General features: G+C 54.5%; 19 protein-coding genes, 1 pseudogene and 1 riboswitch. Of the genes and pseudogenes, 1 reads left to right on the forward strand and 19 read right to left on the reverse strand.

The annotated features are described in order from the left end of the window. Nucleotides 1-47 precede the first annotated feature (47 nt). A riboswitch (TPP riboswitch) is annotated at nt 48-147 on the reverse strand. A 19-nt stretch (nt 148-166) separates the two neighbouring features. From rpe to gmk, 12 genes and pseudogenes are all read right to left on the reverse strand, one after another. Further along, nucleotides 167-823, reverse strand: a complete 657-nt coding sequence (gene rpe, locus EVJ29_RS04970) for a ribulose-phosphate 3-epimerase (RefSeq protein ID WP_070327525.1) — start codon at nt 821-823, stop codon at nt 167-169. A 1-nt stretch (nt 824) separates the two neighbouring features. Then, nucleotides 825-1,709: a ribosome small subunit-dependent GTPase A gene (gene rsgA / locus EVJ29_RS04975; protein ID WP_070327526.1), complete on the reverse strand. Its 885-nt coding sequence runs from the start codon at nt 1,707-1,709 to the stop codon at nt 825-827. Between the two features lie 43 nt (nt 1,710-1,752). Beyond that, the gene (pknB, locus tag EVJ29_RS04980; RefSeq protein ID WP_070327527.1) at nt 1,753-3,690 is read right to left on the reverse strand and encodes a Stk1 family PASTA domain-containing Ser/Thr kinase; all 1,938 of its coding nucleotides are present in this window, start codon (nt 3,688-3,690) and stop codon (nt 1,753-1,755) included. Between the two features lie 5 nt (nt 3,691-3,695). Then, nucleotides 3,696-4,430: a Stp1/IreP family PP2C-type Ser/Thr phosphatase gene (locus EVJ29_RS04985; protein ID WP_070327528.1), complete on the reverse strand. Its 735-nt coding sequence runs from the start codon at nt 4,428-4,430 to the stop codon at nt 3,696-3,698. A gap of 8 nt (nt 4,431-4,438) precedes the next feature. After that, on the reverse strand, nt 4,439-5,524 hold the full coding sequence (gene rlmN, locus EVJ29_RS04990) for a 23S rRNA (adenine(2503)-C(2))-methyltransferase RlmN (RefSeq protein WP_070327529.1): 1,086 nt from the start codon (nt 5,522-5,524) through the stop codon (nt 4,439-4,441). A 2-nt stretch (nt 5,525-5,526) separates the two neighbouring features. Continuing rightward, a complete protein-coding gene (gene rsmB, locus EVJ29_RS04995) occupies nt 5,527-6,855 on the reverse strand; it encodes a 16S rRNA (cytosine(967)-C(5))-methyltransferase RsmB (RefSeq protein ID WP_070327530.1) in 1,329 nt (442 codons plus the stop codon). A gap of 1 nt (nt 6,856) precedes the next feature. Continuing rightward, nucleotides 6,857-7,828 (reverse strand): methionyl-tRNA formyltransferase, encoded by a 972-nt coding sequence (gene fmt / locus EVJ29_RS05000; RefSeq protein ID WP_255417542.1) that lies wholly within the window; start codon nt 7,826-7,828, stop codon nt 6,857-6,859. After that, nucleotides 7,814-8,242, reverse strand: a pseudogene (def, locus tag EVJ29_RS15545) (peptide deformylase); the annotation flags it as partial. The gene fmt and the pseudogene def, both read right to left, overlap by 15 nt. 11 nt (nt 8,243-8,253) lie before the next feature. Beyond that, the gene (gene priA / locus EVJ29_RS05005; protein WP_131489846.1) at nt 8,254-10,578 is read right to left on the reverse strand and encodes a primosomal protein N'; all 2,325 of its coding nucleotides are present in this window, start codon (nt 10,576-10,578) and stop codon (nt 8,254-8,256) included. After that, nucleotides 10,575-11,765, reverse strand: a complete 1,191-nt coding sequence (gene coaBC / locus EVJ29_RS05010) for a bifunctional phosphopantothenoylcysteine decarboxylase/phosphopantothenate--cysteine ligase CoaBC (RefSeq protein WP_131487818.1) — start codon at nt 11,763-11,765, stop codon at nt 10,575-10,577. Before coaBC ends, priA begins: the two co-directional genes overlap by 4 nt. A 59-nt stretch (nt 11,766-11,824) precedes the next feature. Further along, nucleotides 11,825-12,034, reverse strand: a complete 210-nt coding sequence (rpoZ, locus tag EVJ29_RS05015; RefSeq protein ID WP_070327533.1) for a DNA-directed RNA polymerase subunit omega — start codon at nt 12,032-12,034, stop codon at nt 11,825-11,827. Continuing rightward, the gene (gmk, locus tag EVJ29_RS05020; protein WP_070327534.1) at nt 12,034-12,681 is read right to left on the reverse strand and encodes a guanylate kinase; all 648 of its coding nucleotides are present in this window, start codon (nt 12,679-12,681) and stop codon (nt 12,034-12,036) included. The genes rpoZ and gmk overlap by 1 nt, the downstream gene beginning before the upstream one ends. A gap of 131 nt (nt 12,682-12,812) precedes the next feature. On the opposite strand from gmk, the gene EVJ29_RS05025 reads away from it, so the two are divergent. Next, on the forward strand, nt 12,813-14,501 hold the full coding sequence (locus tag EVJ29_RS05025) for an Rqc2 family fibronectin-binding protein (RefSeq protein ID WP_131465312.1): 1,689 nt from the start codon (nt 12,813-12,815) through the stop codon (nt 14,499-14,501). A 32-nt stretch (nt 14,502-14,533) separates the two neighbouring features. Here the strand turns inward: EVJ29_RS05025 and EVJ29_RS05030 are convergent, their stop codons facing one another. The 7 genes from EVJ29_RS05030 to carB form a co-directional block, all read right to left on the reverse strand. Next, a complete protein-coding gene (locus EVJ29_RS05030) occupies nt 14,534-15,469 on the reverse strand; it encodes an FUSC family protein (RefSeq protein ID WP_070327536.1) in 936 nt (311 codons plus the stop codon). Continuing rightward, a complete protein-coding gene (locus EVJ29_RS05035) occupies nt 15,466-16,296 on the reverse strand; it encodes a DUF4097 family beta strand repeat-containing protein (protein WP_131504767.1) in 831 nt (276 codons plus the stop codon). The genes EVJ29_RS05030 and EVJ29_RS05035 overlap by 4 nt, the downstream gene beginning before the upstream one ends. A gap of 92 nt (nt 16,297-16,388) precedes the next feature. Next, a complete protein-coding gene (pyrE, locus tag EVJ29_RS05040) occupies nt 16,389-17,015 on the reverse strand; it encodes an orotate phosphoribosyltransferase (RefSeq protein WP_131504768.1) in 627 nt (208 codons plus the stop codon). Beyond that, entirely contained in the window at nt 16,999-17,703 is a 705-nt protein-coding gene (pyrF, locus tag EVJ29_RS05045) for an orotidine-5'-phosphate decarboxylase (protein WP_070327539.1), read from the reverse strand. Before pyrF ends, pyrE begins: the two co-directional genes overlap by 17 nt. Beyond that, the gene (locus EVJ29_RS05050) at nt 17,678-18,604 is read right to left on the reverse strand and encodes a dihydroorotate dehydrogenase (protein ID WP_131504769.1); all 927 of its coding nucleotides are present in this window, start codon (nt 18,602-18,604) and stop codon (nt 17,678-17,680) included. Before EVJ29_RS05050 ends, pyrF begins: the two co-directional genes overlap by 26 nt. Beyond that, nucleotides 18,601-19,320, reverse strand: coding sequence for a dihydroorotate dehydrogenase electron transfer subunit (locus tag EVJ29_RS05055; RefSeq protein WP_131504770.1), 720 nt, complete (start codon nt 19,318-19,320; stop codon nt 18,601-18,603). The genes EVJ29_RS05050 and EVJ29_RS05055 overlap by 4 nt, the downstream gene beginning before the upstream one ends. Then, nucleotides 19,317-22,520, reverse strand: a complete 3,204-nt coding sequence (gene carB / locus EVJ29_RS05060; RefSeq protein WP_131504771.1) for a carbamoyl-phosphate synthase large subunit — start codon at nt 22,518-22,520, stop codon at nt 19,317-19,319. Before carB ends, EVJ29_RS05055 begins: the two co-directional genes overlap by 4 nt. Nucleotide 22,521: the final 1 nt, after the last annotated feature.

Raw genomic sequence — 22,521 nt, forward strand, 5'->3', positions numbered from 1 at the left:
GACAAAAAGCAGCATGACGTAAACGCCATGCTGCTATCGTGTAGCAACGTGCATTTTCGCCACATCCCTACGTCCGTGTGAACGGAACAGGTTCAAAGGGTTAGCTCATGCCTCTCAGCCACAGATGTGACACCCCTTGCGACAATATTTGTTGTTCTACAGACGATTATACACGAGACGCGTTGCGAATGCTATCGATTGCGTCTTTATAGCTCGGTTCGTTATAGATGGCTGAACCGGCAACGAGGACGTCGGCACCTGCGTCGATACAAAGTTTTGCCGTCGCAGGATTTACCCCGCCATCGATCTCGATCTCGAAGTCGAGACGACGCGCTTGGCGCATCTCGCTGAGCGCCGCGATCTTCGGGACGACCGCTTCGATGAACGCTTGGCCGCCAAAGCCAGGGTTCACGGTCATGAGCAATACCATATCGACATCACCGAGCACGTGCTCGATTGATGACAACGGCGTATGTGGGTTCAAGACGACACCACACTTGGCGCCGGCTCCTTTGATTTGTTGCAATACGCGATGCAAATGGTTTGTCGCCTCGACATGGACCGTGACGATATCGGCGCCTGCTTGAACGAAGTCCTCGACGAACCGTTCCGGTTGGTCGATCATCAAATGGACGTCTAATACCATGTCCGACTTGTCACGCAAACTTTTGAGTACCGGCAGTCCAATCGAGATGTTCGGCACGAACTGACCGTCCATGACGTCAAAATGAATGTAATCGGCCCCTGCTTCTTGGACCGCTTTGACCTCTGCCTCAAGGTTGGCAAAATCGGCCGACAGGATCGATGGTGCGATTTTAATCATGTTAGTACCTCCGTTGTCTATCTTTTAATTCCTCCATAAACGTAACATAGTTCGCATAGCGGGTGGAAGCGATTTCTCCGGCCTCGACCGCCGCTTTGACGGCACAACCTGGCTCGTTCAAATGGGCGCAACCACGGAATTTACAGTCATCGTGCCGCAAGACGAATTCAGGGAAACACCAACGCATCTCCTCGACTTCAAGTTCTTCCGGGAACTCAAGACTCGAGAATCCAGGTGTATCGGCGACGAACCCGTCCGCGAGTGTGATGAGCGTGACGTGACGCGTCGTATGCTTCCCGCGGCCAAGCGCTTTCGAAATTTTACCAGTCGCGAGTTCGAGCTCCGGTGCGACCGCGTTCAGCAACGAACTCTTCCCGACGCCGGTCTGTCCGGCGAACACGCTCGTCTTGTCTTTGAACGCGCTGCGGATGAGCTCGATTCCAGCTCCGTCTTCGGTCGACGTCTCAATGACTTGATAGCCGATCGAACGGTATAGCGCTGCCGCCGCACTAATTTTTTCTTTTTCAGCTTCTAGCAACAAGTCCATCTTCGTCAACACGATGATTGGGTGAACTTGCTTCGATTCGATCAAAATGAGAAAGCGGTCAAGCAAATGGAACGAGAACGCCGGCTCTTTCACGGAAAAGAGCAGAAACGCCTGATCGATGTTGGCGATCGGCGGACGGACGAGATGGTTCGACCGCTCATCGACAGCCATGATGTAGCCGGTCCCGTCCCCTTGGTCTTGAATATCGACGTCGTCCCCGACGACGGGCGAAATGTTTCGGTTCCGGAAGTTTCCCCGGGCGCGACATCTGATTTCAACTTTCGTTTCGGTCATGACATCATAAAATCCACCTTGCAAGCGAATAATCGTTCCTTTCATCCTGTTTCCTCCTTAGAAAAGAGGTGACGCGCACGCCACCTCTTCATTGTGAATCTTTTGCTTGGGCGTATGTCACCGTATCGGTCCGAACGACTTCTCCCTCGACTTCAATCGTCGCGGTACCGACTTCGTCCGGAGCAATGACGAGCGTATAGGAATACGTCGTCGTTTCTGTGATCATATCACGCAACACTTCGATCTCACCACGGGCATCGACGGTACGGATGACGACTTCGACCGGCTCCGCCTCTTCACCTTCTGCCGGCGGTTCGATTTCGACGTCCACTTCTCGCTCGATCGAGATGTCGGTCGGCTCGACCCCTTGTGAGACGATGACCGTCAGTTCCGTTCCCGGGTCGACCGCCGTCCCTGACGTCGGAAGTTGACGAATGATTTGATTCGCTGGGATGCTCGTCGAATACTCATCGCGTTTCACGATTTTCAAGTTGTTTTGCTCGGCATAAGTTGACGCCTCTTCGAACGTGTAGCCCGTCAAATTGGCGAGCTCAATTTTATTGCTGCCGGTCGAGACGACGAGCGTGACCGTCTCTTCCGACGCGATAACTTCTTCACCTGGCGTGATCGACTGCGAAATCACATCTCCGCTGTCGACCGTTTCGGACGCTTCGGATTGGATTTCAATATCTGTGAAATCAAGATCTTTCAACGTTCGTTCCGCTGCTGTTTGAGACAACCCTTCGACGTCAGGCATCTCGACCGTCTCTTTCCCAGCAGACACGACGATGGTGACGACCGTTCCACGCTTCGGCTTCCGTCCAGGTTGCGGGTTTTGCGAAATCACGTCGCCTTCAGACACGTTGTCACTCACTCGGTCCGTCGTCTCAACGACGAATCCGGATGCTTCCAGTTCAGTCGTCGCATCACCGACGCTCATACCGACGACATCAGGCACGACGGCACGTGACATTTCATCTGCAACCACATACGCGGCAACCCCGCCACCAATCAATAGAAGCACGAGCAATAGCCAGAGCCACCACTTCTTTTTCTTTTGTTTCTTCGGCGTCGCTGATTCCGGCTCGACTGCAGCTGCCGGCTGCTTGACGACTTCTTTCGGTTCTTCCGGGACGACAGGCGCCATGACGAGCGTCTGATCAAACTCGTCTTGTTCTGTCGGCATCCGTTTCGGTTCGTCCGCGCGGTCTGGGCTGAGCGACGTCAAGCAGTCTTTTTTAAAAGCAGCGACCGAGGCATGTCGTGCCCCCGGCGATTTGGCGAGCGCCTGCATAATACAGTTCTCAAGCGCTTGCGGAATTTTAGGGTTCAAGTCGAGCGGTCGGATCGGATCATCTTGCAAATGTTGCAACGCGACCGCGACCGGGGTCTCACCGATGAACGGGACTCGTCCTGTCACAAGTTCGTACAGCACCGCACCGAGCGAATAAATGTCTGACTTCTCATCGGCAAACTTGCCACGCGCTTGTTCCGGAGAGAAGTAGTGGACCGACCCGAGGACTGACATCGTATGGGTCAGCGTCGCGTTCGACATGGCCACGGCAATCCCGAAATCGGTCACTTTGACGTTCCCGTTTTGGTCGATCATCATGTTTTGCGGTTTGATATCCCGATGAATGATGCGATGGGCATGGGCATGATCGATCGCATCACAGATCTGTCCCATGATCCGTAACGCTTCCTCGATTGATATGTACTCTTCCTGTAAATATTGTTTGAGCGTCATACCATCGACATGTTCCATGACGATGTAATAAATGTCTTGTTCATCTCCGACGTCATAAATGGCGACGATGTTTGGATGGTTCAGACTGGTTGCCGCATGGGCTTCTCGTTCGAACCGGCGTATAAATTGTTCGTTATGCGAGAATTCAGATCGTAACACCTTAATGGCGACGGTTCGGTTTAAAATCTCATCGTGAGCCCGGTAGACATTTGCCATGCCGCCGCTACCGATTTGTTGTTCGATCCGATAACGATCGTTGATTCGTTCTCCACTTCGCATCGGATTCATCCTCTCTTTCTATCTGTAAATTGGACGAGCGCCACAGTGATGTTGTCGCTCCCACCCAATCGGTTGGCTTGATCGATCAACATGTCCGCCTTAGCGTCCGCAGAGATGGGACGAGTTAAGGCGTGTTTGATGGCTTCATCTGTCAGGTGAGTCGTCAAGCCATCCGTACAGATTAAAATCGTGTCGAACTCGGGGTCGGCAAACACTTGCAGATCAGGTTCGACGTGCTCTTTTGAGCCGATCGCACGGGTGATAATATTTCGTTTCGGGTGGATCCGCATTTCTTCTTCCGTCAATTCCCCAAGTTGTTTTAGCACGTTGACGTAAGAATGGTCTTCCGTCAATTGTTGGAGTGTTCCGCCACGAAGGGCGTAGACGCGGCTATCGCCGATGTGCACGATGACAATCGTTTCGTCATGCCAACAGACGCCAGCGATGGTCGTCCCCATCATGACGAGATTAGACTGCTTCGCGAATTCAAGCACTTGCTCATTTGCCAGCTCCACGTTATCACGGAACCACGTCTCCATCGCTAACGGTGTGGCCGGAAGCGTCGGAAAGGCGCGACGAAACTGCTCGATGACGAGCCCGCTCGCGACCTCTCCTGCCTCATGCCCCCCCATGCCGTCGGCGACGAGGGCGATCCCAGCATGCTCGTCCCCTAAAATCAAGACGGCATCCTCGTTTTGAGCCCTCACCTGCCCACGGTCGGTTCGGTATGCTAATTCCATCTTCCTGATTACCTCGTTTCTTGTTCGCGCTCCTTCGCTCGAAGCTGCCCACAAGCCGCATCGATATCCGAACCTTGTTCGCGACGAATCGTCACGTTCACTTTTCGATCTTTGAGCACTTTTTCAAAGGCAAAAATTTGATTACGTGGCGTGCGCACATAGTCGCGCTCAAGCACATGGTTGACTGGAATCAAGTTGACGTGGCATTTGACGCCTTTCAACAAGTCGGCAAGCTTGTGTGCATCTTCTTCTGTATCATTGACGCCACCGAACAAACCGTATTCAAACGTGATACGACGTCCACTCTTCTCCGTGTAATAGTTGACGGCTTCCATCAACTTGTCCAAGTTGTAGGCACGGTTGATCGGCATGAGACGTGTCCGAACTTCCGTCGACGCCGCATGAAGTGAAATCGCAAAGTTAATGCGCATCCCTTCGTCGGCGAACTTGTAGATTTTCGGCACGATTCCGCTCGTTGAGACGGTGATGTGGCGTGAACCGATGTTCAAACCGTCATCGTGGTTGACCGTGCGCAAGAAACGCATCAATTCGTCATAGTTGTCAAACGGTTCGCCGATTCCCATGACGACGATCGAGTCGACACGTTCACCGCTCACGTCGAGCGCCCGTTGAACATCTAATACTTGAGCCGTGATTTCTCCGGCTTCAAGGTTACGTTTCAACCCGCCGAGCGTCGATGCACAGAACGTACAGCCGATGCGGCAGCCGACTTGTGTCGTGACACAGACCGAGTTGCCGTATTCGTGGCGCATGAGTACCGTCTCGATCGAGTAACCGTCTTGGAGCTCGAACAAGAACTTGATTGTTCCGTCTTGTGATTCCTGGCGGACGAGTTCTTTTAACGTCGTCAACTGGAACGAAGCATCGAGTTTTTCACGAAGCGGTTTCGACAAGTTCGTCATATCATCGAATGACGTCACCCGTTTGACATACATCCAGTCATATAACTGTTTCGCGCGGAACGCCTTTTCTCCTGCATCGATGAGCCATTGTTCGAGTTCAGGGTATGTGAGCGAATATAAAGACGGCTTGGCGCCGACTAATGGGGTTTTTTCAACTGCTTTTGGATTCATGTTTATACCTCTTTCTTAAATGCGGCGATGTAGAAGCCGTCAGTTCCGAACGTCGTCGGAAGTAGTTTGAGTTCGGCGCGGTCCGATGACACCATCGGGCGTAACACTTCAGGAAGACGATCTCGGAGTGTTTCATCCCACGTCAATCCGTTCGACAATATATAGTCGGCCTGCCGTTCATTTTCAGACGGGTCGATTGTACATGTCGAGTACACTAGCGTACCACCTTGCTTCAGTAGTGGCAAGACAGCGTCAATAATTTCACGTTGGATGATCGGCAGTCCAGAAAGGGATTCTTTGTCCTTCGTCCATTTAATATCTGGCTTGCGGCGAATGACACCTAGACCCGAGCACGGGACATCGAGCAAGATGCGGTCAAAGCTCTCACGTTCGAACTCATCTCCGGCGTCTCTTGCATCGAGGGCTAGTGCGGTCACTCCATCGATTTGCAATCGCTTCACTTGTCGTTCGATCAGTTTTGCCTTATGAGGGTGAAGGTCGAGCGCCACGAGCGTCCCGCCGTCCATCCGTTCGGCGGTGTGCATCGCTTTGCCGCCTGGCGCGGCACACGCGTCGAGCACGCGTTCGGTCTTCTCGGCACTGAGCGCGTCGGCGACGATCATCGAGCTCTCATCTTGAATCGACAAAAGTCCTGCGTCGATAAACGGCGTCGTATGAACGTTTCCGGACTCGATGACGAGACCGTCTGACGATAGCTCAGAACGTGACGCTTGTACGCCTGACTCGGCGAGGCGTTCGATCATCTCGTCGACCGTGATTTGTTTGCGGTTGACGCGAACTGTCACCGGGGCCGGCTCGTTGTTCAACTTGCACATCGCCTCTGTCGCCTCAATTCCGTACGTGTTGATCCAATCCGCGACGAGCCAGTCGGGATGACTGTGCTCGATCGCGATCCGTTCGGCGTCAGGAAGCCCACTCAAATCTGGGAACCCGTCACGGGTGACGTTGCGCAACACGCCGTTGACGAACTTGCCGATGCCGGAGTGCCCACGTTTTTTGGCGATCTCGACCGCCTCGTGTAAGACGGCCCGGTCCGGCACTTTGTCTAAATAGAACAGTTGATACACGCTCATCCGAAGGAGCGGTAAGACGAAACTGTCCAGTTTTTTCGGGTTTTGGACACGCTTCTCCAATATATAATCAAGCGTCCGCTTCCGCCCGAGCGTTCCGTAGACGAGCTCTGTGTAAAGTCCCACGTCTTTTGAAGCTAGCTTTTTTTGGTTTAATAAATCGTTGACCGCAATCGTCGAATAGGCTCCGCCTTGTTCGATTTTGATCAGCGTATCAAGCGCTGCTTGTCTTACGTTCATGTCACCCTCCTAATTGGTCGCCCACTTGCAGCTTTTGTCCGGCACCGCGCATGAACGTGGCACCGTCCATCCGTTTTTTTCCGGCCGGCTGTAACTCTGTCACTTTGATGGCGACGTCATTTCCGGTCGCGACCACAAACCCATCCTCTTCAAGCCGGACGATTGTGCCCGCCTCACCGCTCCCGCTCGTCTTCTCGCTCGCGAACACTTTCACCCGCTCACCCGCGATCAATGTATACGCCGTCGGGAACGGGTTCATGCCACGAATGTGGTTGAAGATCGATGCACCCGGCTGCGACCAGTCCAGCTGTTCGCGGTCCCGGCTAATGTTCGGTGCGAACGTGACGTCACGTTCGTCTTGCGGTACCGCTTCGATCCAGCCTTCTAAAAAGGCTGGCAACGTCTTGATCAACAGATCAGACCCTGCGACGGCAAGTTTGTCGAACAGCGTACCGACCGTGTCTGTCTCTTCGATCGGGACGATCGTGTTCGCGATCATGTCACCTGCATCCAATTTATCGACCATGTACATGATCGTGACGCCCGTTTCTGTCTCTCCGTCCAAAATCGCTTGATGGATCGGTGCGCCCCCCCGGTATTTTGGAAGGAGCGAGGCGTGCACGTTGATCGCGCCATATGTCGGCGCCTCTAACAGTTCACTCGGCACGATTTGCCCGTAAGCCGCCGTCACAATCAAATCCGGTTCAAGCGCCAAAATATCCTCGTAATCGGTGCGGACTTTGATCGGCTGCAATACCGGGATGTTATGACGGAGCGCACACTCTTTGACCGGTGTCGGTTTGAGCTCGCGCTTGCGACCGACCGGTTTGTCCGGCTGCGAGACAACACCTACGACATTGTATCCTTCTTCGAGCAAGCGCTCAAGTACGGATACGGCAAACGCCGGTGTGCCCATGAAGACGATGCGCTTGTCGGTTCCTGGCTTAGGAACGGCGAGTTTATCGGTGAACAGGACGCCGTCTAAATGGTCGATCTCGTGTTGGATGGCACGCGCGAAGAAGCCGCTTGCTTTCACTTCTTGAAAGCGCCCTTTCATGTCTTGCGTCTTGACGACGATCGACTCATGTCGTTCGACGAATCCGAACTCACCCGGGATGCTCAAGCAACCTTCTAATCCGACGGCTTTGCCTGCGGTCGAAATGATCTCTGGATTGATCAATACGAGCGGACCTGTTTCGTCGTCAGTATGGACGACGGCAAGGCGCTGGTTCAAATTGACTTGCGGCGCGGCCACACCGACGCCATCATACTCATACATCGTGTCAAACAGCCGGTCGACCGTCTGGCGCAACTTCTTGTCAAACTTTGTCACCGGGTCACAGTTGACCCGCAAAATCTCATTTGGAATTTCGACTACTTTATACATTTCGTTCCACCTCACATGAAGACGTATGGATTTACATCTATACTCAATTGATATTCTTTTTTGCTGATTGCTTTCGCCCGCGCTTGTTGCAGCATGGCGAGAACGGGATATAACGCTTCCGGTTGTTTCGTCTTGATAAACAGCTGGTAGCGATACAAGTTTTTAAGTTTCGATAACGGTGCCGGCATCGGTCCGTTCAGCCGGGACTGCTCGACGTGCGCTGCCGCGAAATCGGCGGCGAACAGGTCGGCCTCGGCTTGCGCGACGAGCGGATTTTCAGCCGCGAACGTGACGAGCGTCACGTACCAGTAAGGCGGATGGTTGCCGACTTGTCTGAGTTTCATCTCGCGCTCGAAAAACGACTCATAATCATGCCCACTCGCCGTCTCGATGACATAATGGTCCGGATTGTACGTCTGGACGTACGCCTCACCCGGTAAACTTCCACGTCCGGCTCGTCCGGCGACTTGGGTGACGAGTTGGAACGTGCGTTCGGTCGCCCGAAAGTCGGGCATGCCGAGCGTCGCATCGGCCGCGAGCACGCCGACGAGCGTGACGTTCGGAAAATCGAGCCCTTTGGCAATCATCTGGGTACCGAGCAGGATGTCGGCCTCGCCGTCCTCAAACCGTTTCAACAGCTGTTCGTGCGACCCTTTACGCGACGTCGTATCCTGGTCCATGCGGATGATCCGTGCTTCCGGGATTCGGTTCAACAGCTCGGTCTCGATCTTTTGCGTGCCGGTGCCGAACTGTTTGATTTTTTTACTGTCGCACGTCGGGCATTTCGGCGGCATTCCGATCTCATAGCCACAATAGTGGCATTTGAGCCGGTCGCCGTGCTGATGATACGTCAAGTTGACGGCGCAATGCGGGCAGGTCAGCCCTTCCCCACAATCACGGCACATGACGAACGTCGTGAACCCGCGGCGATTGAGCAAGATGACACATTGTTCTTTTTTCGCAATCCGGTCATTGATGGCCAGAAATAAATCTTCCGAGAACATCGTCGTGTTCCCTTTCGCGAGTTCGCGACGCATATCGACAATATGGACGGGCGGCATCTTGCCACCGTAGCGTTCACTCAAATGCAAATAGCGATAGACGCCTTTTTGGGCGCGGGCGAATGACTCGAGCGACGGTGTCGCGCTTCCGAGCACGACCGGACAGCCGTGATAACGGGCGCGCCAAATTGCGACGTCGCGCGCATGATAGCGCGGGTTCTCTTCTTGTTTATACGTCGTCTCATGCTCTTCGTCTAGGATGAGCAGGCCGATGTGTTCGAGCGGAGCAAAGATGGCCGATCGGGCACCGACGACGACGTCGACTTCTCGTCGCTTGATTTTCCGCCATTCATCGTACTTCTCGCCTTGCGACAAGGCGCTATGGAGTACGGCGACGCGGTCGCCAAAACGACGTTTGAACCGTTTGACCATCATCGGTGTCAAGCTGATCTCTGGGACGAGTAAGACGGCTTGCTTCCCGTCATCGACGACTTGGCCGATCGACTCGAGATACACTTCGGTCTTTCCGCTTCCGGTCACGCCGTGGAGCAACAACGTCTCACCGGCTTCGGCCTCGCGAATCGCGCGCACCGCTTCCGTTTGACTGTCGTTCAGTTGGACATCATCGATCACTTGTTCGATCGAAGCGTACGGGTCTCGATTCAATTCGACTTCGGTCACTTTGACGGCACCGAGCGTCTCGAGCTTTTGCAGCTGGGGCCGCGTCAATCCGATTTGACGGAGCGACGACCAGTACATACGAGGCACGTCTTCAAGTAGCCGGACCGCCTCGAGCTGTTTTTTGGCACGCGCCGGGACGACGCTCGCATCCTTCAACTCGATCAACAAGTCGGTTTTGACCGTTCGTTTCTCTTTAAGCACCGGTGAAAGCGACAAGTCCCCTTTTTTGGCCATGGCCAAAATCAACGACTGGACTTCTTTTGGGTACTCGGACAAGTGTGTGCCGGCCCGAACACCCTCAGGAAGTGACTCCCCTTTGATCGCTTTATCGTAACTGACTTTCAGCGCCGCCGGCAACATGGCGAGCAGTGCCGACGAGCGGAAGCAAAGCGTCGTCTGTTTCACGTGCGTCGACAGTTCGAGCAACTCTTCGGTCAAAGACGACTCTTCGTCAAGAAGTGCTTCGAGCGGTTTTAACCCTTCACGTGTTCCGTCCGATACCCCTGTCACGATGCCGAGTAACCGTCTCGATCCGAACGGTACCGATACGCGCATACCTGGCTCGATCAACGACTCGAACTGGACCGGGACCTCATAGTCAAACGGTCGGTCGATCGTGATAACCGGAGCATCGACGTGGACGTGGGCAATCATCGTAAACCTTCCTTAAAGTAGGCGAGCAACTCGTGGGCGAGACGTTGTTTGCTCTGCCGTGGCAGACGGACAGATGAGCCATCCGCTCGGAATAAGACGACTTCGTTGTCGTCAGACCGGAAACCGATGTCTCGCTTCGACACGTCATTCGCGACCAAGAAGTCGACGTTTTTACGCTCGAGTTTAGCCCGGGCATGGTCTTCAAGCTGCTCTGTCTCGGCAGCGAATCCGACGAGGAGCTGATGCGTCTTCTTCGTTCCGAGCTCTTTTAAAATATCGGTCGTCTCCTCGAGCTCGATCGTCAACGGGCCGTGGACTTTTTTATGTTTCTCGGTGTGGACCGTCTTCGGACGATAGTCAGCGACCGCCGCCGACTTGATGACGATGTCTTGCGTCGCAAATCGCTCGAGCACGGTCTCGAGCATCTGTTGTCCCGACTCGACCGCGATCGCGGTCACCCCGTCTGGGACCGGGACTTGGAGCGGGCCGTGGACGAGTGTCACGTTCGCGCCCATATCTCGCGCCGCCTCAGCAAGGGCGACTCCCATCTTCCCGGATGAATCGTTGGATAAAAACCGGACCGGGTCGATACGCTCGACCGTCGGACCAGCCGTGATCAAGACGTGCTTTTCAAGCAAGTGTTTCGGGACGAACTGGCTCGCGATGATGCGGACGAGATCTTCCGGTTCGGGCAGACGTCCGCCGCCAATCCAGCCGCAGGCCAGATTGCCGACACCCGGCTCGATGATTTGATAGCCGTATGATTTGAGCGTCTCGATATTTCGGCGGGTCGCCGGATGTTCGAGCATATTGACGTTCATCGCCGGAGATACGATGACGGGACATTTCGCTGCTAAGATCGAGGTCGTGATGAAGTCGTCGGCGATTCCGTTAGCAAGTTTAGCGATGATATTCGCCGTCGCCGGGGCGACGACGATTAAATCACTCGTATCAACGACATCGATGTGGGCGATCTTCGTCGGGTCGTGCTCTTCGAACACGTCCGAATAGATCGGATTGCGACTGAGTGCTTGAAACGTCGCCTTTCCGACGAACTGCTCAGCTGATGCTGTCATCGCCACGCGGACGTTCGCGCCTGCTTGAACGAGTTTTGACGTGAGTGCGCACGCCTTATATGCAGCGATACCGCCGCTCACACAAAGCAAGATGTTCCGGTCGTTCACCATTCACATTTCTCCCCTTTATAGACAATGAGACCCAAGTCGTATCCGACTTGGGTCACACTTCATCCGTTGTTCTTTTCGTTCACGATGATTGTCGTGTCACCCGAGAATATTTCTTCTAGCGCTTGACCGACCGGTTTATACGATTTTGGCGCAGCGATTTTTGGTGCTTTTCCGTCTTGGATCTGGCGGGCACGCTTGGCGGCCACCGTCACGATTGTGTATTTCGACGGGATGATACGTTGTAAGGCATCAATCGAAGGGTATAACATTAAATGACCTCCATCATAGCTTTTTTATAGAGAGACGCGACACGTTCACGTTTACAATGCTCGGCCGTCACGATCGCTTTGATCCGGTCGATCGCTTTATCGACTTCGTCGTTTGTGACGACGTAATCGTAAGCATCCATCAACTCGATTTCTTCACGGGCGACGAGCAAGCGTTGCTTGATGACTTCTTCCGATTCAGTGCCTCGACCGACTAAACGGTTTCGAAGTTCTTGCAGGCTCGGCGGTGCGAGGAATAAAAAGACGGCTTCTGGGAAGCGTTCCTTTACTTGGAAAGCTCCTTGGACTTCAATCTCTAAAATGACGTCCTTGCCACTTTCAAGCGTCTCGCGCACCCATTCGACCGGTGTCCCATAATAGTTGCCGACGAATTCTGCATGCTCAAGCAGTTGATCGTGTTCAATCATGTCTTCAAATTGCTCTCTCGTCTTAAAGAAGTAATGCACTCCCTCAACTTCGCCTTCACGTGGTTTTCGAGTCGTTGCCGACACCGAATACTGAAGGTTGTTGTCCGCCTCTTCACGGAGCACTCGGCAAACAGTACCTTTGCCGACACCGCTTGGACCAGACAAGACGATTAATAATCCTCGTTCTTTAAAATTCAATGCAAGCCCTCCATCTTCTAACATCACATTACATTATAATAGCAGTCCTTTAATTGTTACGGCAAGAAGAAGTTCGGATTTCCTACTTCATCGTACCATATTTTCTATGAATCTGATAACGTAGAGACAGAAAAAGGACAAAGGTGATGAGACTAATGGCATATGATGGATTAATGACATATCGTGTCGTAAAAGAACTACAACCGCTCGTTGGCGGTCGAATCAATAAAGTGCATCAACCGTATGCGCTCGACTTGATGATTCAAGTCAGATCGAACCGACAAAGCGTCTCGTTGCTCGTTTCAGCGAACGCGATGTATGCGCGACTTCAATTGACGGACACCCCGATCAAGAACCCGCAAGAGCCTCCGATGTTTTGTATGATGCTGCGGAAGCATATCGAGGGCGGCTTTATCACAGCGATCGAACAAGTCGGCCGCGACCGCGTCATCGTCTTCTCGGTCAGATCGCGTAACGAGCTCGGTGATGAAGAAAACAAACGCGTCTATGTCGAACTGATGGGACGTCACTCGAACGTCGTCTTGACGAACGAGGACGGCAAGATTTTAGACGCGATCAAACACCTTCCCCCGTCTCAAAACACGTATCGGACGATCATGCCAGGCAGCGAGTACATCTTGCCGCCGGCGCAACAAAAGTCCGATCCGTTGACGGAACGGGAAGCGGGATTGAAACGAATCGATTGGAACGCAGGTATGCTCGACAAGCAGCTCGTCGCTCACTTTTCCGGGATGAGCCCGCAAATCGCCCAAGAGATTATGTATCGGGCCAAGACGCCGAACCGTACGAACTTAGAGGCGGCGTTTGACAGCGTGATGGCGGATCTTGACGGCGCTTATGTATTCCAACAGCTCGCCTCCGGGAAGGAACGGTTCAGTCCAATCGCGCTCACGTCAGGCGATATCGTTTCTGAAGAACGCTACGACTCGAGCCGGGAAGTGCTCGACCGCTTTTACTATGAGAAGGCGAACCGTGACCGGGTCAAGCAGCAAGCCCATGACGTCGAGCGTCTGCTCAAGTCAGAGCTCGAGCGCAACCAATTAAAACGGAAACGCCTGCTCGAGGATATGAAAGCGACGGAACGATCGGACGAGCTCCAAAAATACGGTGAGCTGTTGACGACGTATTTGTTCCAACTCGAGAAAGGGATGAAAGTCGCCCACGTCGTCGACTATTATGATGAGGACGGCGCCATGATCGATATCCCGCTCGATCCGCTCAAAACACCGAACGAGAATGCGCAACGTTACTATAAGAAATACAACAAACTAAAAGTTGCCAAAATCGAGGTTCAAAAGCAAATTGAACTGAACGAGACCGAAATCAGCTATTTAGAGACGCTCGTTGCCCAACTCGACGTCGCCGCGCCGCGCGATATCGTCGAGATTCGCGAAGAGCTGGCCGAAGGCGGATACATCCGACAAAAACGTCAGAAGAAGAAACAAACGGCCAAAGTCGCGCTCGAAGGCTACACATCTTCGACCGGTGTCGAGTTTTACGTCGGCAAAAACAATACGCAAAACGACTACTTGACGTTCAAGTTCGCGCGTCGCGACGAAGTTTGGCTTCACGTGAAAGATATCCCCGGTTCACACGTCATCATCCGGTCAACCGAACCGGACGAGACGACGCTCCTCGAAGCAGCGACCGTCGCCGCCTACTTCTCGAAGGCACGTGCCTCGAGCGGGGTTCCGGTCGACTATACGAAAGCCCGTTACGTGAAAAAACCGAGCGGCGCCAAGCCGGGATTCGTCATCTACACCGATCAGCAGACGGTATACGTGACTCCGGACGAGCAGCTCGTCAAATCGCTTAAACAATGAACGAAGGCCACGTCATGCGACGTGGCCTTTGTTTATTTCGGATTATGTTTGAACGCCTCGAGCTGTTCATGATAGTCGAGCAGATGTCCGTGTAAAATTTCAGAAACAGATAAGTCTTCATGCTTCAATTGGAAGAGCGAGTACGGTTTGTCACACGTGTAGAGAATGTCGTGATGGTGGGCGAGCAGGAATAAAAACTCGGACTCGAACGCGTGGCGTTCGTCCTCGGTCATCATGAGTAACGCTTCCCGGTGCTCAGCGAGACTCTCGAGCAGCAAGACCAATTTATCCTCTAAATGAATCAATAACCGATATTGCTTGATCGTCAAATGCTTCAACTTAACCTTCGTCACTTGCATATCCTCTTGCAACATCATATGGAGCTCTTGATGGCCGAGGATACGGGCGCGCGTCTCAAGCAGTTCTGCCGGGGAGCCGATCAGTTCGCGCCAATGATGGAACATATACGCCGACGTCTTCCGAATCTCGCCAAGCAGACGCTCTTCATAACGCGGTGGCATGAACGCATAGTTGACGCCGAGCGAGACGAACACACCGACCGCCGTCAATAGCGAACGCGTCCACGCGTAGTGGAAAAAGTCGGTCGTCGGGTTTTCAAGCATGAGCACAATCGCGAACGCCGCATACGTCGACATGTGCGTCTTATCGAACGTCGTGTTGAGCGTGAGCGCGACGATGACGGCAAGACCGATCGAAATCGGGTTCACCCCGAACGCATAGACGATCAACAAGCCACACATGAGGCCGACAATCGTGCCGAATATACGGCTAAAGACGATTTTCGACGACCGTTTGACGGTCGGTTGCATCGCGACGACGGCGGCGATGGCACCCATCCCCGAATAAATGCCGAAGACGTACCATGACAAGGCGATCGTGATGGCGACGGCGATCCCGGTCTTAAACGTTCGCAGTCCGACTTTAGGAATGTAGCGTTTGTTGATCATTTCAATTCGACCTTCCCTGTCTCAGAGATCAGTTCCACGTTCGGACGATTCGAGTTCGAAAGATGGTACACACCGTTGCTGATTTCTTTAAAGCGCTCAGCCGCCGCGATGTTTCCTGTTGTCGTGACGGTCACTTGTCCGGTCGCGTTTCGCGGCTCATACGTGAGCGCCCCGGCCTCTGTCTGGACGGTCAGCGCTTGGTTGACGACGACGTCACGGATTGTCGCGTCCCGATACGACCGGATGTCGCCCGTGACGACACGAACCGTCTCAAACGTGGCATCGCTTCTCGTCTCGACTCGAAGCCGGTCGCTTTCAAGTTTCTTCAGATTGACCGCGTTGGCATCGAGAACGATGGTTTTCGCGACCAGGCCTTGTCCGGTCACTTGCTCAGCCGTCACTTCGATCGATGTCATCGAACTTGGCAACGCGACCCGGATTTTATAACGGGACGGCTCCGCGCTTGCCCGACTCCCGAACTGGCTCATCGGTCCATACCGTTCGACGACGGAAATCGTGTCCCCGACCGACTTCACTTTAATGCGACGTTCTTTCGAATTCGTCTGCAGTACTTCGATCTGAACTTTTTCATTCGTGCTCCGGATAAATTCAACATTCCCATGCGCCGTCTCAAGCCGAAGCTTTTTCATCTGATAACGGTCCTCATACTTGTCCCCTAGCGCCAACATGTGGCTGAATACGAATAAATTCACGAAAAATAATAAAGGTAACACCGTGAGGACGAGACCGAATGCGATTTTGCGATGTTTAGGGATGTTTTGAAACCGTGCTTTCAATGACTGTCCTTTAATTCTAGAATACGCCATAGTTCTCTCCTTTTTCGACTGCTTTCCCTATTCTAACACGTTCAGTATCACATGTTGCCAAATGAAAAAGAATCCGCCCGGAGGTGGATTCTTCAGCGTGTCACTTGTTTGCTCCAAACGGTTGGGCTTTCTTGCCAAGCTGTGAGCGAGATTGCTTCGTTCTCAGAAATCACGTCTTGGTTCCGAGCAACTTCAATCAGTTCAGCGAACGTCGTCAGTGACGAGGCGGTCAAGTTCGCATCGGTCAAATTCACGCTCAAGCTGTCTAGGCCGTATGAGAAAACGGCTTGAATCAGAACGACTTCGCCTCCGGCCGCTCGAATCGCCTCAGCCGCTTCGATGCTCGATTTTCCAGTCGAGAGCAGGTCTTCGATGACGACGACGCGCGCTCCTTTGTCGAATCGCCCTTCAATCTGGTTGCCTTTCCCATGCCCTTTCGCACTCGACCGGACGTAGACGAGCGGTAGACCGAGTCGATCGGCTAAGAGCGTCGCATGGGGAATCCCTGCCGTCGCCGTTCCCGCAATGACGTCGGCGTCGAGCGGACGGACGGCGTCGACAAGTGCATCGATAATCTGTGAACGCACTTCTGGATAACTGAGCGTCAGTCGGTTATCACAATAAATCGGGCTTCTTAACCCGCTCGACCATGTGTACGGTTCATTCGGTGATAAGGTGACGGCTTCAATCGATAATAATGCCTCAGCGATTTGTCTCATACGTTTGGCTCCATTCCTTCATAAAGTATTCGTAAGCTGCGTTCGGGTCGGCTGCCCGGGTGATTGGGCGCCCGACGACGATAGCTGACACACCGGCGTCAAAAGCGGCTTGTGGTGTCGCGACCCGGACTTGATCGTCTGTCGTTTCGTTGATTCGGATGCCGGGCGTCACCGTCAAAAACTGTGAACCGAGCGCTTGTCGAATCGCGCGGGCTTCGTGAACGGACGCGACGACCCCGTCGAGTCCTGCTCGTTTGGCAAGTCCCGCTTGGCGCAAGACGGCCTGCTCGAGACTTCCGCCAATTCCGAGTTGTTCTGACAGCATCCGCTCGTCGGTCGATGTCAGTTGGGTCACCCCGATCAATGTGGTCGTGTCGTTCACATCACGCAACCCATCCAATGCGTAGCGCATCATCGTCTCACCGCCGAGCGTATGAACGTTCGTCATTTCGACGCCGAGCCGGCCGATTTGGCGGAGCGTCCGCCTTGCCGTCTCCGGGATGTCATGAACTTTGACGTCTAGAAAGACCGGGTAACCGCTCGCGACGAGTTCTTCGACGAACCGTCCACCTTCACGGTAGAACAGTTCCATGCCGACTTTGACGGCCGGGCGTTGGTCAATTTTTTTCAAGAGTGAAAACGCTTCGTCACGTGTTTCGACATCAAGCGCGAGATACAACCTGTTCATACGCCTTCCCCCTAACGTCTAAAATATGATCGATGCCGAGTTCATCGAGCCGGCCTGGCAACGCCTCGATGATTTCCTGGCATACGTATGGGTTTTCAAAATTGGCAGTCCCGACCGCGACCGCCGATGCACCCGCATAGATAAATTCGAGCACGTCGTCGACCGTCCGCACACCGCCCATGCCGATAATCGGGATATTGACCGCTTGGGCGACTTCGTACACCATCCGGATGGCGACCGGCTTGATGGCCGGACCGGATAATCCGCCGATTCGGTTCGCTAAGATCGGTTGACCGGTCGCAATGTCAATCCTCATGCCGACGAGCGTATTGATCATCGTGATGCCGTCGGCGCCGGCCGCTTCGACCGCACGTGCCATCTCCGTGATTGACGTGACGTTCGGGGATAGTTTGACGTATACCGGTTTCGTCGACGCCGCCTTGACGAGGCGCGTCAGTTCGGCCGCCATCAAAGGATCGGTCCCGAACTGCATGCCGCCACACTTCACGTTCGGGCACGAGATGTTCAGTTCGATTGCTTTCACGCACGGGTCGGCGCTCATTTTCCGCGCGACGTGGATGTATTCTTCTGGGGTCGAACCCGCCACGTTGGCAATAATTTCAGTGTCAAACTTGGCGAGGAATGCCAACTTGTCTTCAACAATCGCGTCGACACCCGGATTTTGTAATCCAATCGCATTCAACATTCCTTGCGCCGTCTCGGCGACACGCGGTGTCTCGTTCCCGAACCGCGCCTCCCCGGTCGCCGCTTTGATCATGATGCCCCCGAGGATCGACAAGTCGTACAGCTTGGCGAACTCTTCGCCGAATCCAAAACAACCGGACGCCGGCATGATCGGATTTTTTAACGATAAGCCGGGTAGTTCGATGTGTAATCTCATAACGTCACCTCTTCTGCCCGAAATACCGGTCCGTCACTGCACACTTTCACGTAACCGTCCGGCGCTTTGCACACACAAGCGAAGCACGCCCCGATGCCGCAACCCATCCGGTTCTCGATCGAGATGTAGCGTTCATTAATATGCGACGCGGCGACCGCTTTTAACATCGGCTCCGGACCGCAGCTGAACAAGACGTCGGCGTCGATTCTAGCGAGCGGCCCGGTCACGAAGCCTGCCTCTCCATACGTTCCGTCGACCGTTGTGATGATCGTCTCGCCGAGTTCGCGGAACTCATCTTCATAAAATACACTCGCTTCTGATTCAAACCCGAGAATCGCCACCGTTTCAATTCCGCGCGCGGCGAGCATCCGGCGCGTGTAATAGAGTGGCGGCACTCCGATTCCCCCGCCGACGAGAACGACGCGCTTGCCATCTTTTGCGAGCGGGAACCCGTTACCGAGCGGACCGAGGACGTCAAGTTCGTCCCCGGCTCGTCTCGTCGCGAGTTCGGCCGTCCCGGTCCCGACCACTTTGTACAGAAACGTGACGACGTCTGCTTCGACGTTAGCGACCGACAGTGGCCGGCGCAACAGTTCGGACGTCTTCACATGGAAAAACGTCCCCGGTGCGATTGTTCCATCAACGATTCGTACTTTCATTTCCATTGTCGCTTTCGCGATCTCCCGGTTCGATAAGATGGTCGCCCGTTGTCTCATACAGTCACCCCGAATTCGGTGAACGCCGGCAGGCTCGTCGTCTGGAACGATAGGCTCTCGATGACTTGCAAGAGCGCCTTCACCGTGTCGAGCGACGTCAAGCAGAGCACACCTTGCTCGGCCGCGGCCCGGCGGATAATGAATCCGTCTTTTGTCGCTAAGGCGTCGCGTGTCGTCGTATTCAAGACGATGTCGACATCGCCCCGCTCGATGACGCTCAGCATCGTCTCACCCGCTTCATGGATCTTCCCGACTTGTCGGACCGGCAACTCGGCTGCCGTAAGTGCCGTCGCCGTGCCTGACGTCGCCATCAGGCGGAAGCCGAGCCGGTTGAAGCGACGGGCGATGTCGAGCGCTTCGTCTTTGTCTTGATCGGCGACCGTCAACAAGACGTTTCCTTTCAAGGCGATCGTCATCCCGGCAGCGACGAGTCCTTTATAGAGCGCTTTTTCAAGCGTTCGGTCCGTCGCCATGACTTCCCCCGTCGATTTCATCTCTGGCCCGAGTGACGGGTCGACTTCTTTTAGTTTCGCAAAACTGAACACCGGCACTTTGACCGAGATGGCGTCAGATTCTGGGTGCAAGCCCGTTCCGAGGCCGAGCTGTTTCAACGTCGTCCCGAGAATCGTCTGCGTCGCGATGCGTGCGACCGGCAGTCCCGTCACTTTCGAGATGAACGGCACCGTCCGGCTCGCCCGTGGGTTGACTTCGATGACGTACAAGTCGTCCGCATAGACGAACTGAATGTTGAGCAACCCTTTGATGCGGAACGCTTTGGCGAGTTTGATCGTGTAATCGACGACTTTTTGTTTTAACGCCTCGCTCAGCCGTTGCGGCGGATAGACGGCGATCGAATCGCCAGAGTGGACCCCGGCCCGTTCGATATGTTCCATGATGCCCGGGATGTAGACGTCCGTCCCGTCGCAGATGGCGTCGACTTCGATCTCGATCCCGGTCAAGTAGCGGTCGATGAGGACGGGACGATCTTTCGAGGCGACGACGGCGTGGCGCATATACCGCTCGAGCTCCGAACGCTCATAGACGATCTCCATCGCCCGGCCGCCGAGGACGTACGATGGGCGGACGAGTACGGGATAGCCGAGCATGTCAGCACAAGCGACCGCTTCCTCGACCGTGACCGCGGTCTTGCCCGGTGGTTGGGCGAGCCGTTCTTTCGTGAGCGTCGCCTCGAACGCTTTCCGGTTTTCGGCCCGGTCGATGTCTTCAAGTGACGTCCCGAGAATTTGGACGCCGTTCGCTTCGAGCGAGGCGGCCAAATTGATTGCCGTCTGCCCGCCGAACTGGACGATGACCCCGAGCGGTCGTTCATTGCGAACGACTTCTAATACGTCTTCTGTCGTGAGCGGTTCAAAGTAGAGACGGTCTGAGATCGAGAAGTCGGTCGATACCGTCTCCGGGTTGTTGTTGACGATGATCGCCTCATATCCGGCGTCACGGATCGTTTGGATCGAATGGACGGTCGCATAGTCGAACTCGACGCCTTGACCGATCCGGATCGGGCCTGAACCGAGTACGAGGATGGACTGTTTATCCGTTTTCACCGCTTCGTTCTCGACTTCGTACGTCCCGTAAAAGTACGGCGTCTCCGAGGCGAATTCGGCGGCACACGTGTCGACCATCTTATACACTGGCCGAACGTTCCACTCATCGCGTAACGACGCGATCGTCTCGACGGCTTGGTCCGTGATGCGGGCGATCATGCGATCACTGAACCCACGTTGCTTCACTTCGCGCAATCGCTCCTCTGTCAACGGCTCGTCGCGCAACGCTTCTTCCTCACGCCAAATCCGATCGAGTTTTGATAAGAAGAACCGGTCGATTTTCGTCAAGCCGTGAAGCTGTTCTGTCGAGTAGCCGCGGCGAAGCGCCTCGTACAGCATCCACAACCGTTCGTCGGTCGGTGTCGTCAGTTCTCGTTCCAGTTGTTCAGCCGTCAATTCGGAAAGGCGTGGTACGTATAAGTCTTCAGTACCGAGTTCGAGCGAACGGACGGCTTTCAAGAGCGCTTCTTCTAAATTTCGACCGATGGCCATGACTTCGCCCGTCGCTTTCATTTGTGTGCCGAGACGACGGTCCGCGGTCTCGAACTTGTCGAACGGGAAGCGCGGGATTTTAGCGACGACGTAGTCGAGCGCCGGCTCGAACGAGGCGTAACTCGTCTCCGTCACCGGATTTTTTAGTTCCGACAACTTGTAGCCGACCGCGACTTTCGCGGCGAGCTTGGCGATCGGGTATCCCGTCGCTTTTGAGGCGAGAGCCGAACTCCGCGAGACGCGTGGGTTGACCTCGATCACGTAGTACGTGAAGCTGTCCGGGTCGAGCGCGAACTGGATGTTACATCCGCCTTCGATGCCGAGCGCCCGGATGATGTCGAGCGAGACGCTGCGGAGCATTTGATAATCACGGTCAGACAACGTCTGGGTCGGGGCGAACACGATCGAGTCACCGGTATGGACACCGACCGGATCGAAGTTTTCCATGGCGCAGACGATGATGGCCTGGTCGCTCGAGTCGCGCATCACTTCATATTCGACTTCTTTCATGCCGGCAATCGACTCTTCAAGCAGCACTTGCGTCACCGGACTCGCCTTGAGTCCCGATTCGACAATCTGCTCGAACTGTTCCCGGTCGTGGGCGATTCCCCCACCGGTCCCGCCGAGCGTATAAGCCGGACGAATAATGATCGGATAGCCGATCCGGTCAGCGAAGCTCCAGGCGGCGTCGAGTGAATGGACGATATCGCTGTCTGGGACGCCGTGACCGAGCTTGTACATGAGATCGCGGAACTGTTCCCGGTCTTCTGCCTGCTCAATCGCCGACAGTTTCGTTCCGAGCAGTTCGACGCCGCAGTCGCGGAGCACGCCGCGCTTATCGAGCTCGACCGCCAAGTTCAGTCCGGTCTGGCCCCCGAGTGTCGCGAGAAGCGCGTCCGGACGTTCTTGACGGATGATCCGCTCCACGAACTCCGGTTCGAGTGGTTCGATATAGACGCGGTCCGCCGTCGATGGGTCAGTCATAATCGTCGCCGGGTTCGAGTTGACGAGGATGACTTCGTAGCCCTCTTCTTTTAAGGCAAGACACGCCTGGGTACCAGCATAGTCAAATTCTGCCGCTTGTCCGATGACGATCGGGCCGGATCCGATCACAAGGATTTTCTGAATATCTGGTCGTTTTGGCATG

The sequence above is a fragment of the Exiguobacterium sp. SH4S7 genome (assembly GCF_004336795.1).
Taxonomy (GTDB): domain Bacteria; phylum Bacillota; class Bacilli; order Exiguobacteriales; family Exiguobacteriaceae; genus Exiguobacterium; species Exiguobacterium aurantiacum_A.

What these genes read in the sequence shown, in the direction of transcription:
- rpe (WP_070327525.1), bottom strand. Translation starts at nt 823, where the DNA reads ATGATTAAAATCGCACCATCGATCCTGTCGGCCGATTTTGCCAACCTT.
- rsgA (WP_070327526.1), bottom strand. Translation starts at nt 1,709, where the DNA reads ATGAAAGGAACGATTATTCGCTTGCAAGGTGGATTTTATGATGTCATG.
- pknB (WP_070327527.1), bottom strand. Translation starts at nt 3,690, where the DNA reads ATGCGAAGTGGAGAACGAATCAACGATCGTTATCGGATCGAACAACAA.
- EVJ29_RS04985 (WP_070327528.1), bottom strand. Translation starts at nt 4,430, where the DNA reads ATGGAATTAGCATACCGAACCGACCGTGGGCAGGTGAGGGCTCAAAAC.
- rlmN (WP_070327529.1), bottom strand. Translation starts at nt 5,524, where the DNA reads ATGAATCCAAAAGCAGTTGAAAAAACCCCATTAGTCGGCGCCAAGCCG.
- rsmB (WP_070327530.1), bottom strand. Translation starts at nt 6,855, where the DNA reads ATGAACGTAAGACAAGCAGCGCTTGATACGCTGATCAAAATCGAACAA.
- priA (WP_131489846.1), bottom strand. Translation starts at nt 10,578, where the DNA reads ATGATTGCCCACGTCCACGTCGATGCTCCGGTTATCACGATCGACCGA.
- coaBC (WP_131487818.1), bottom strand. Translation starts at nt 11,765, where the DNA reads ATGGTGAACGACCGGAACATCTTGCTTTGTGTGAGCGGCGGTATCGCT.
- rpoZ (WP_070327533.1), bottom strand. Translation starts at nt 12,034, where the DNA reads ATGTTATACCCTTCGATTGATGCCTTACAACGTATCATCCCGTCGAAA.
- gmk (WP_070327534.1), bottom strand. Translation starts at nt 12,681, where the DNA reads ATGTTAGAAGATGGAGGGCTTGCATTGAATTTTAAAGAACGAGGATTA.
- EVJ29_RS05025 (WP_131465312.1), top strand. Translation starts at nt 12,813, where the DNA reads ATGGCATATGATGGATTAATGACATATCGTGTCGTAAAAGAACTACAA.
- EVJ29_RS05030 (WP_070327536.1), bottom strand. Translation starts at nt 15,469, where the DNA reads ATGATCAACAAACGCTACATTCCTAAAGTCGGACTGCGAACGTTTAAG.
- EVJ29_RS05035 (WP_131504767.1), bottom strand. Translation starts at nt 16,296, where the DNA reads ATGGCGTATTCTAGAATTAAAGGACAGTCATTGAAAGCACGGTTTCAA.
- pyrE (WP_131504768.1), bottom strand. Translation starts at nt 17,015, where the DNA reads ATGAGACAAATCGCTGAGGCATTATTATCGATTGAAGCCGTCACCTTA.
- pyrF (WP_070327539.1), bottom strand. Translation starts at nt 17,703, where the DNA reads ATGAACAGGTTGTATCTCGCGCTTGATGTCGAAACACGTGACGAAGCG.
- EVJ29_RS05050 (WP_131504769.1), bottom strand. Translation starts at nt 18,604, where the DNA reads ATGAGATTACACATCGAACTACCCGGCTTATCGTTAAAAAATCCGATC.
- EVJ29_RS05055 (WP_131504770.1), bottom strand. Translation starts at nt 19,320, where the DNA reads ATGAGACAACGGGCGACCATCTTATCGAACCGGGAGATCGCGAAAGCG.
- carB (WP_131504771.1), bottom strand. Translation starts at nt 22,520, where the DNA reads ATGCCAAAACGACCAGATATTCAGAAAATCCTTGTGATCGGATCCGGC.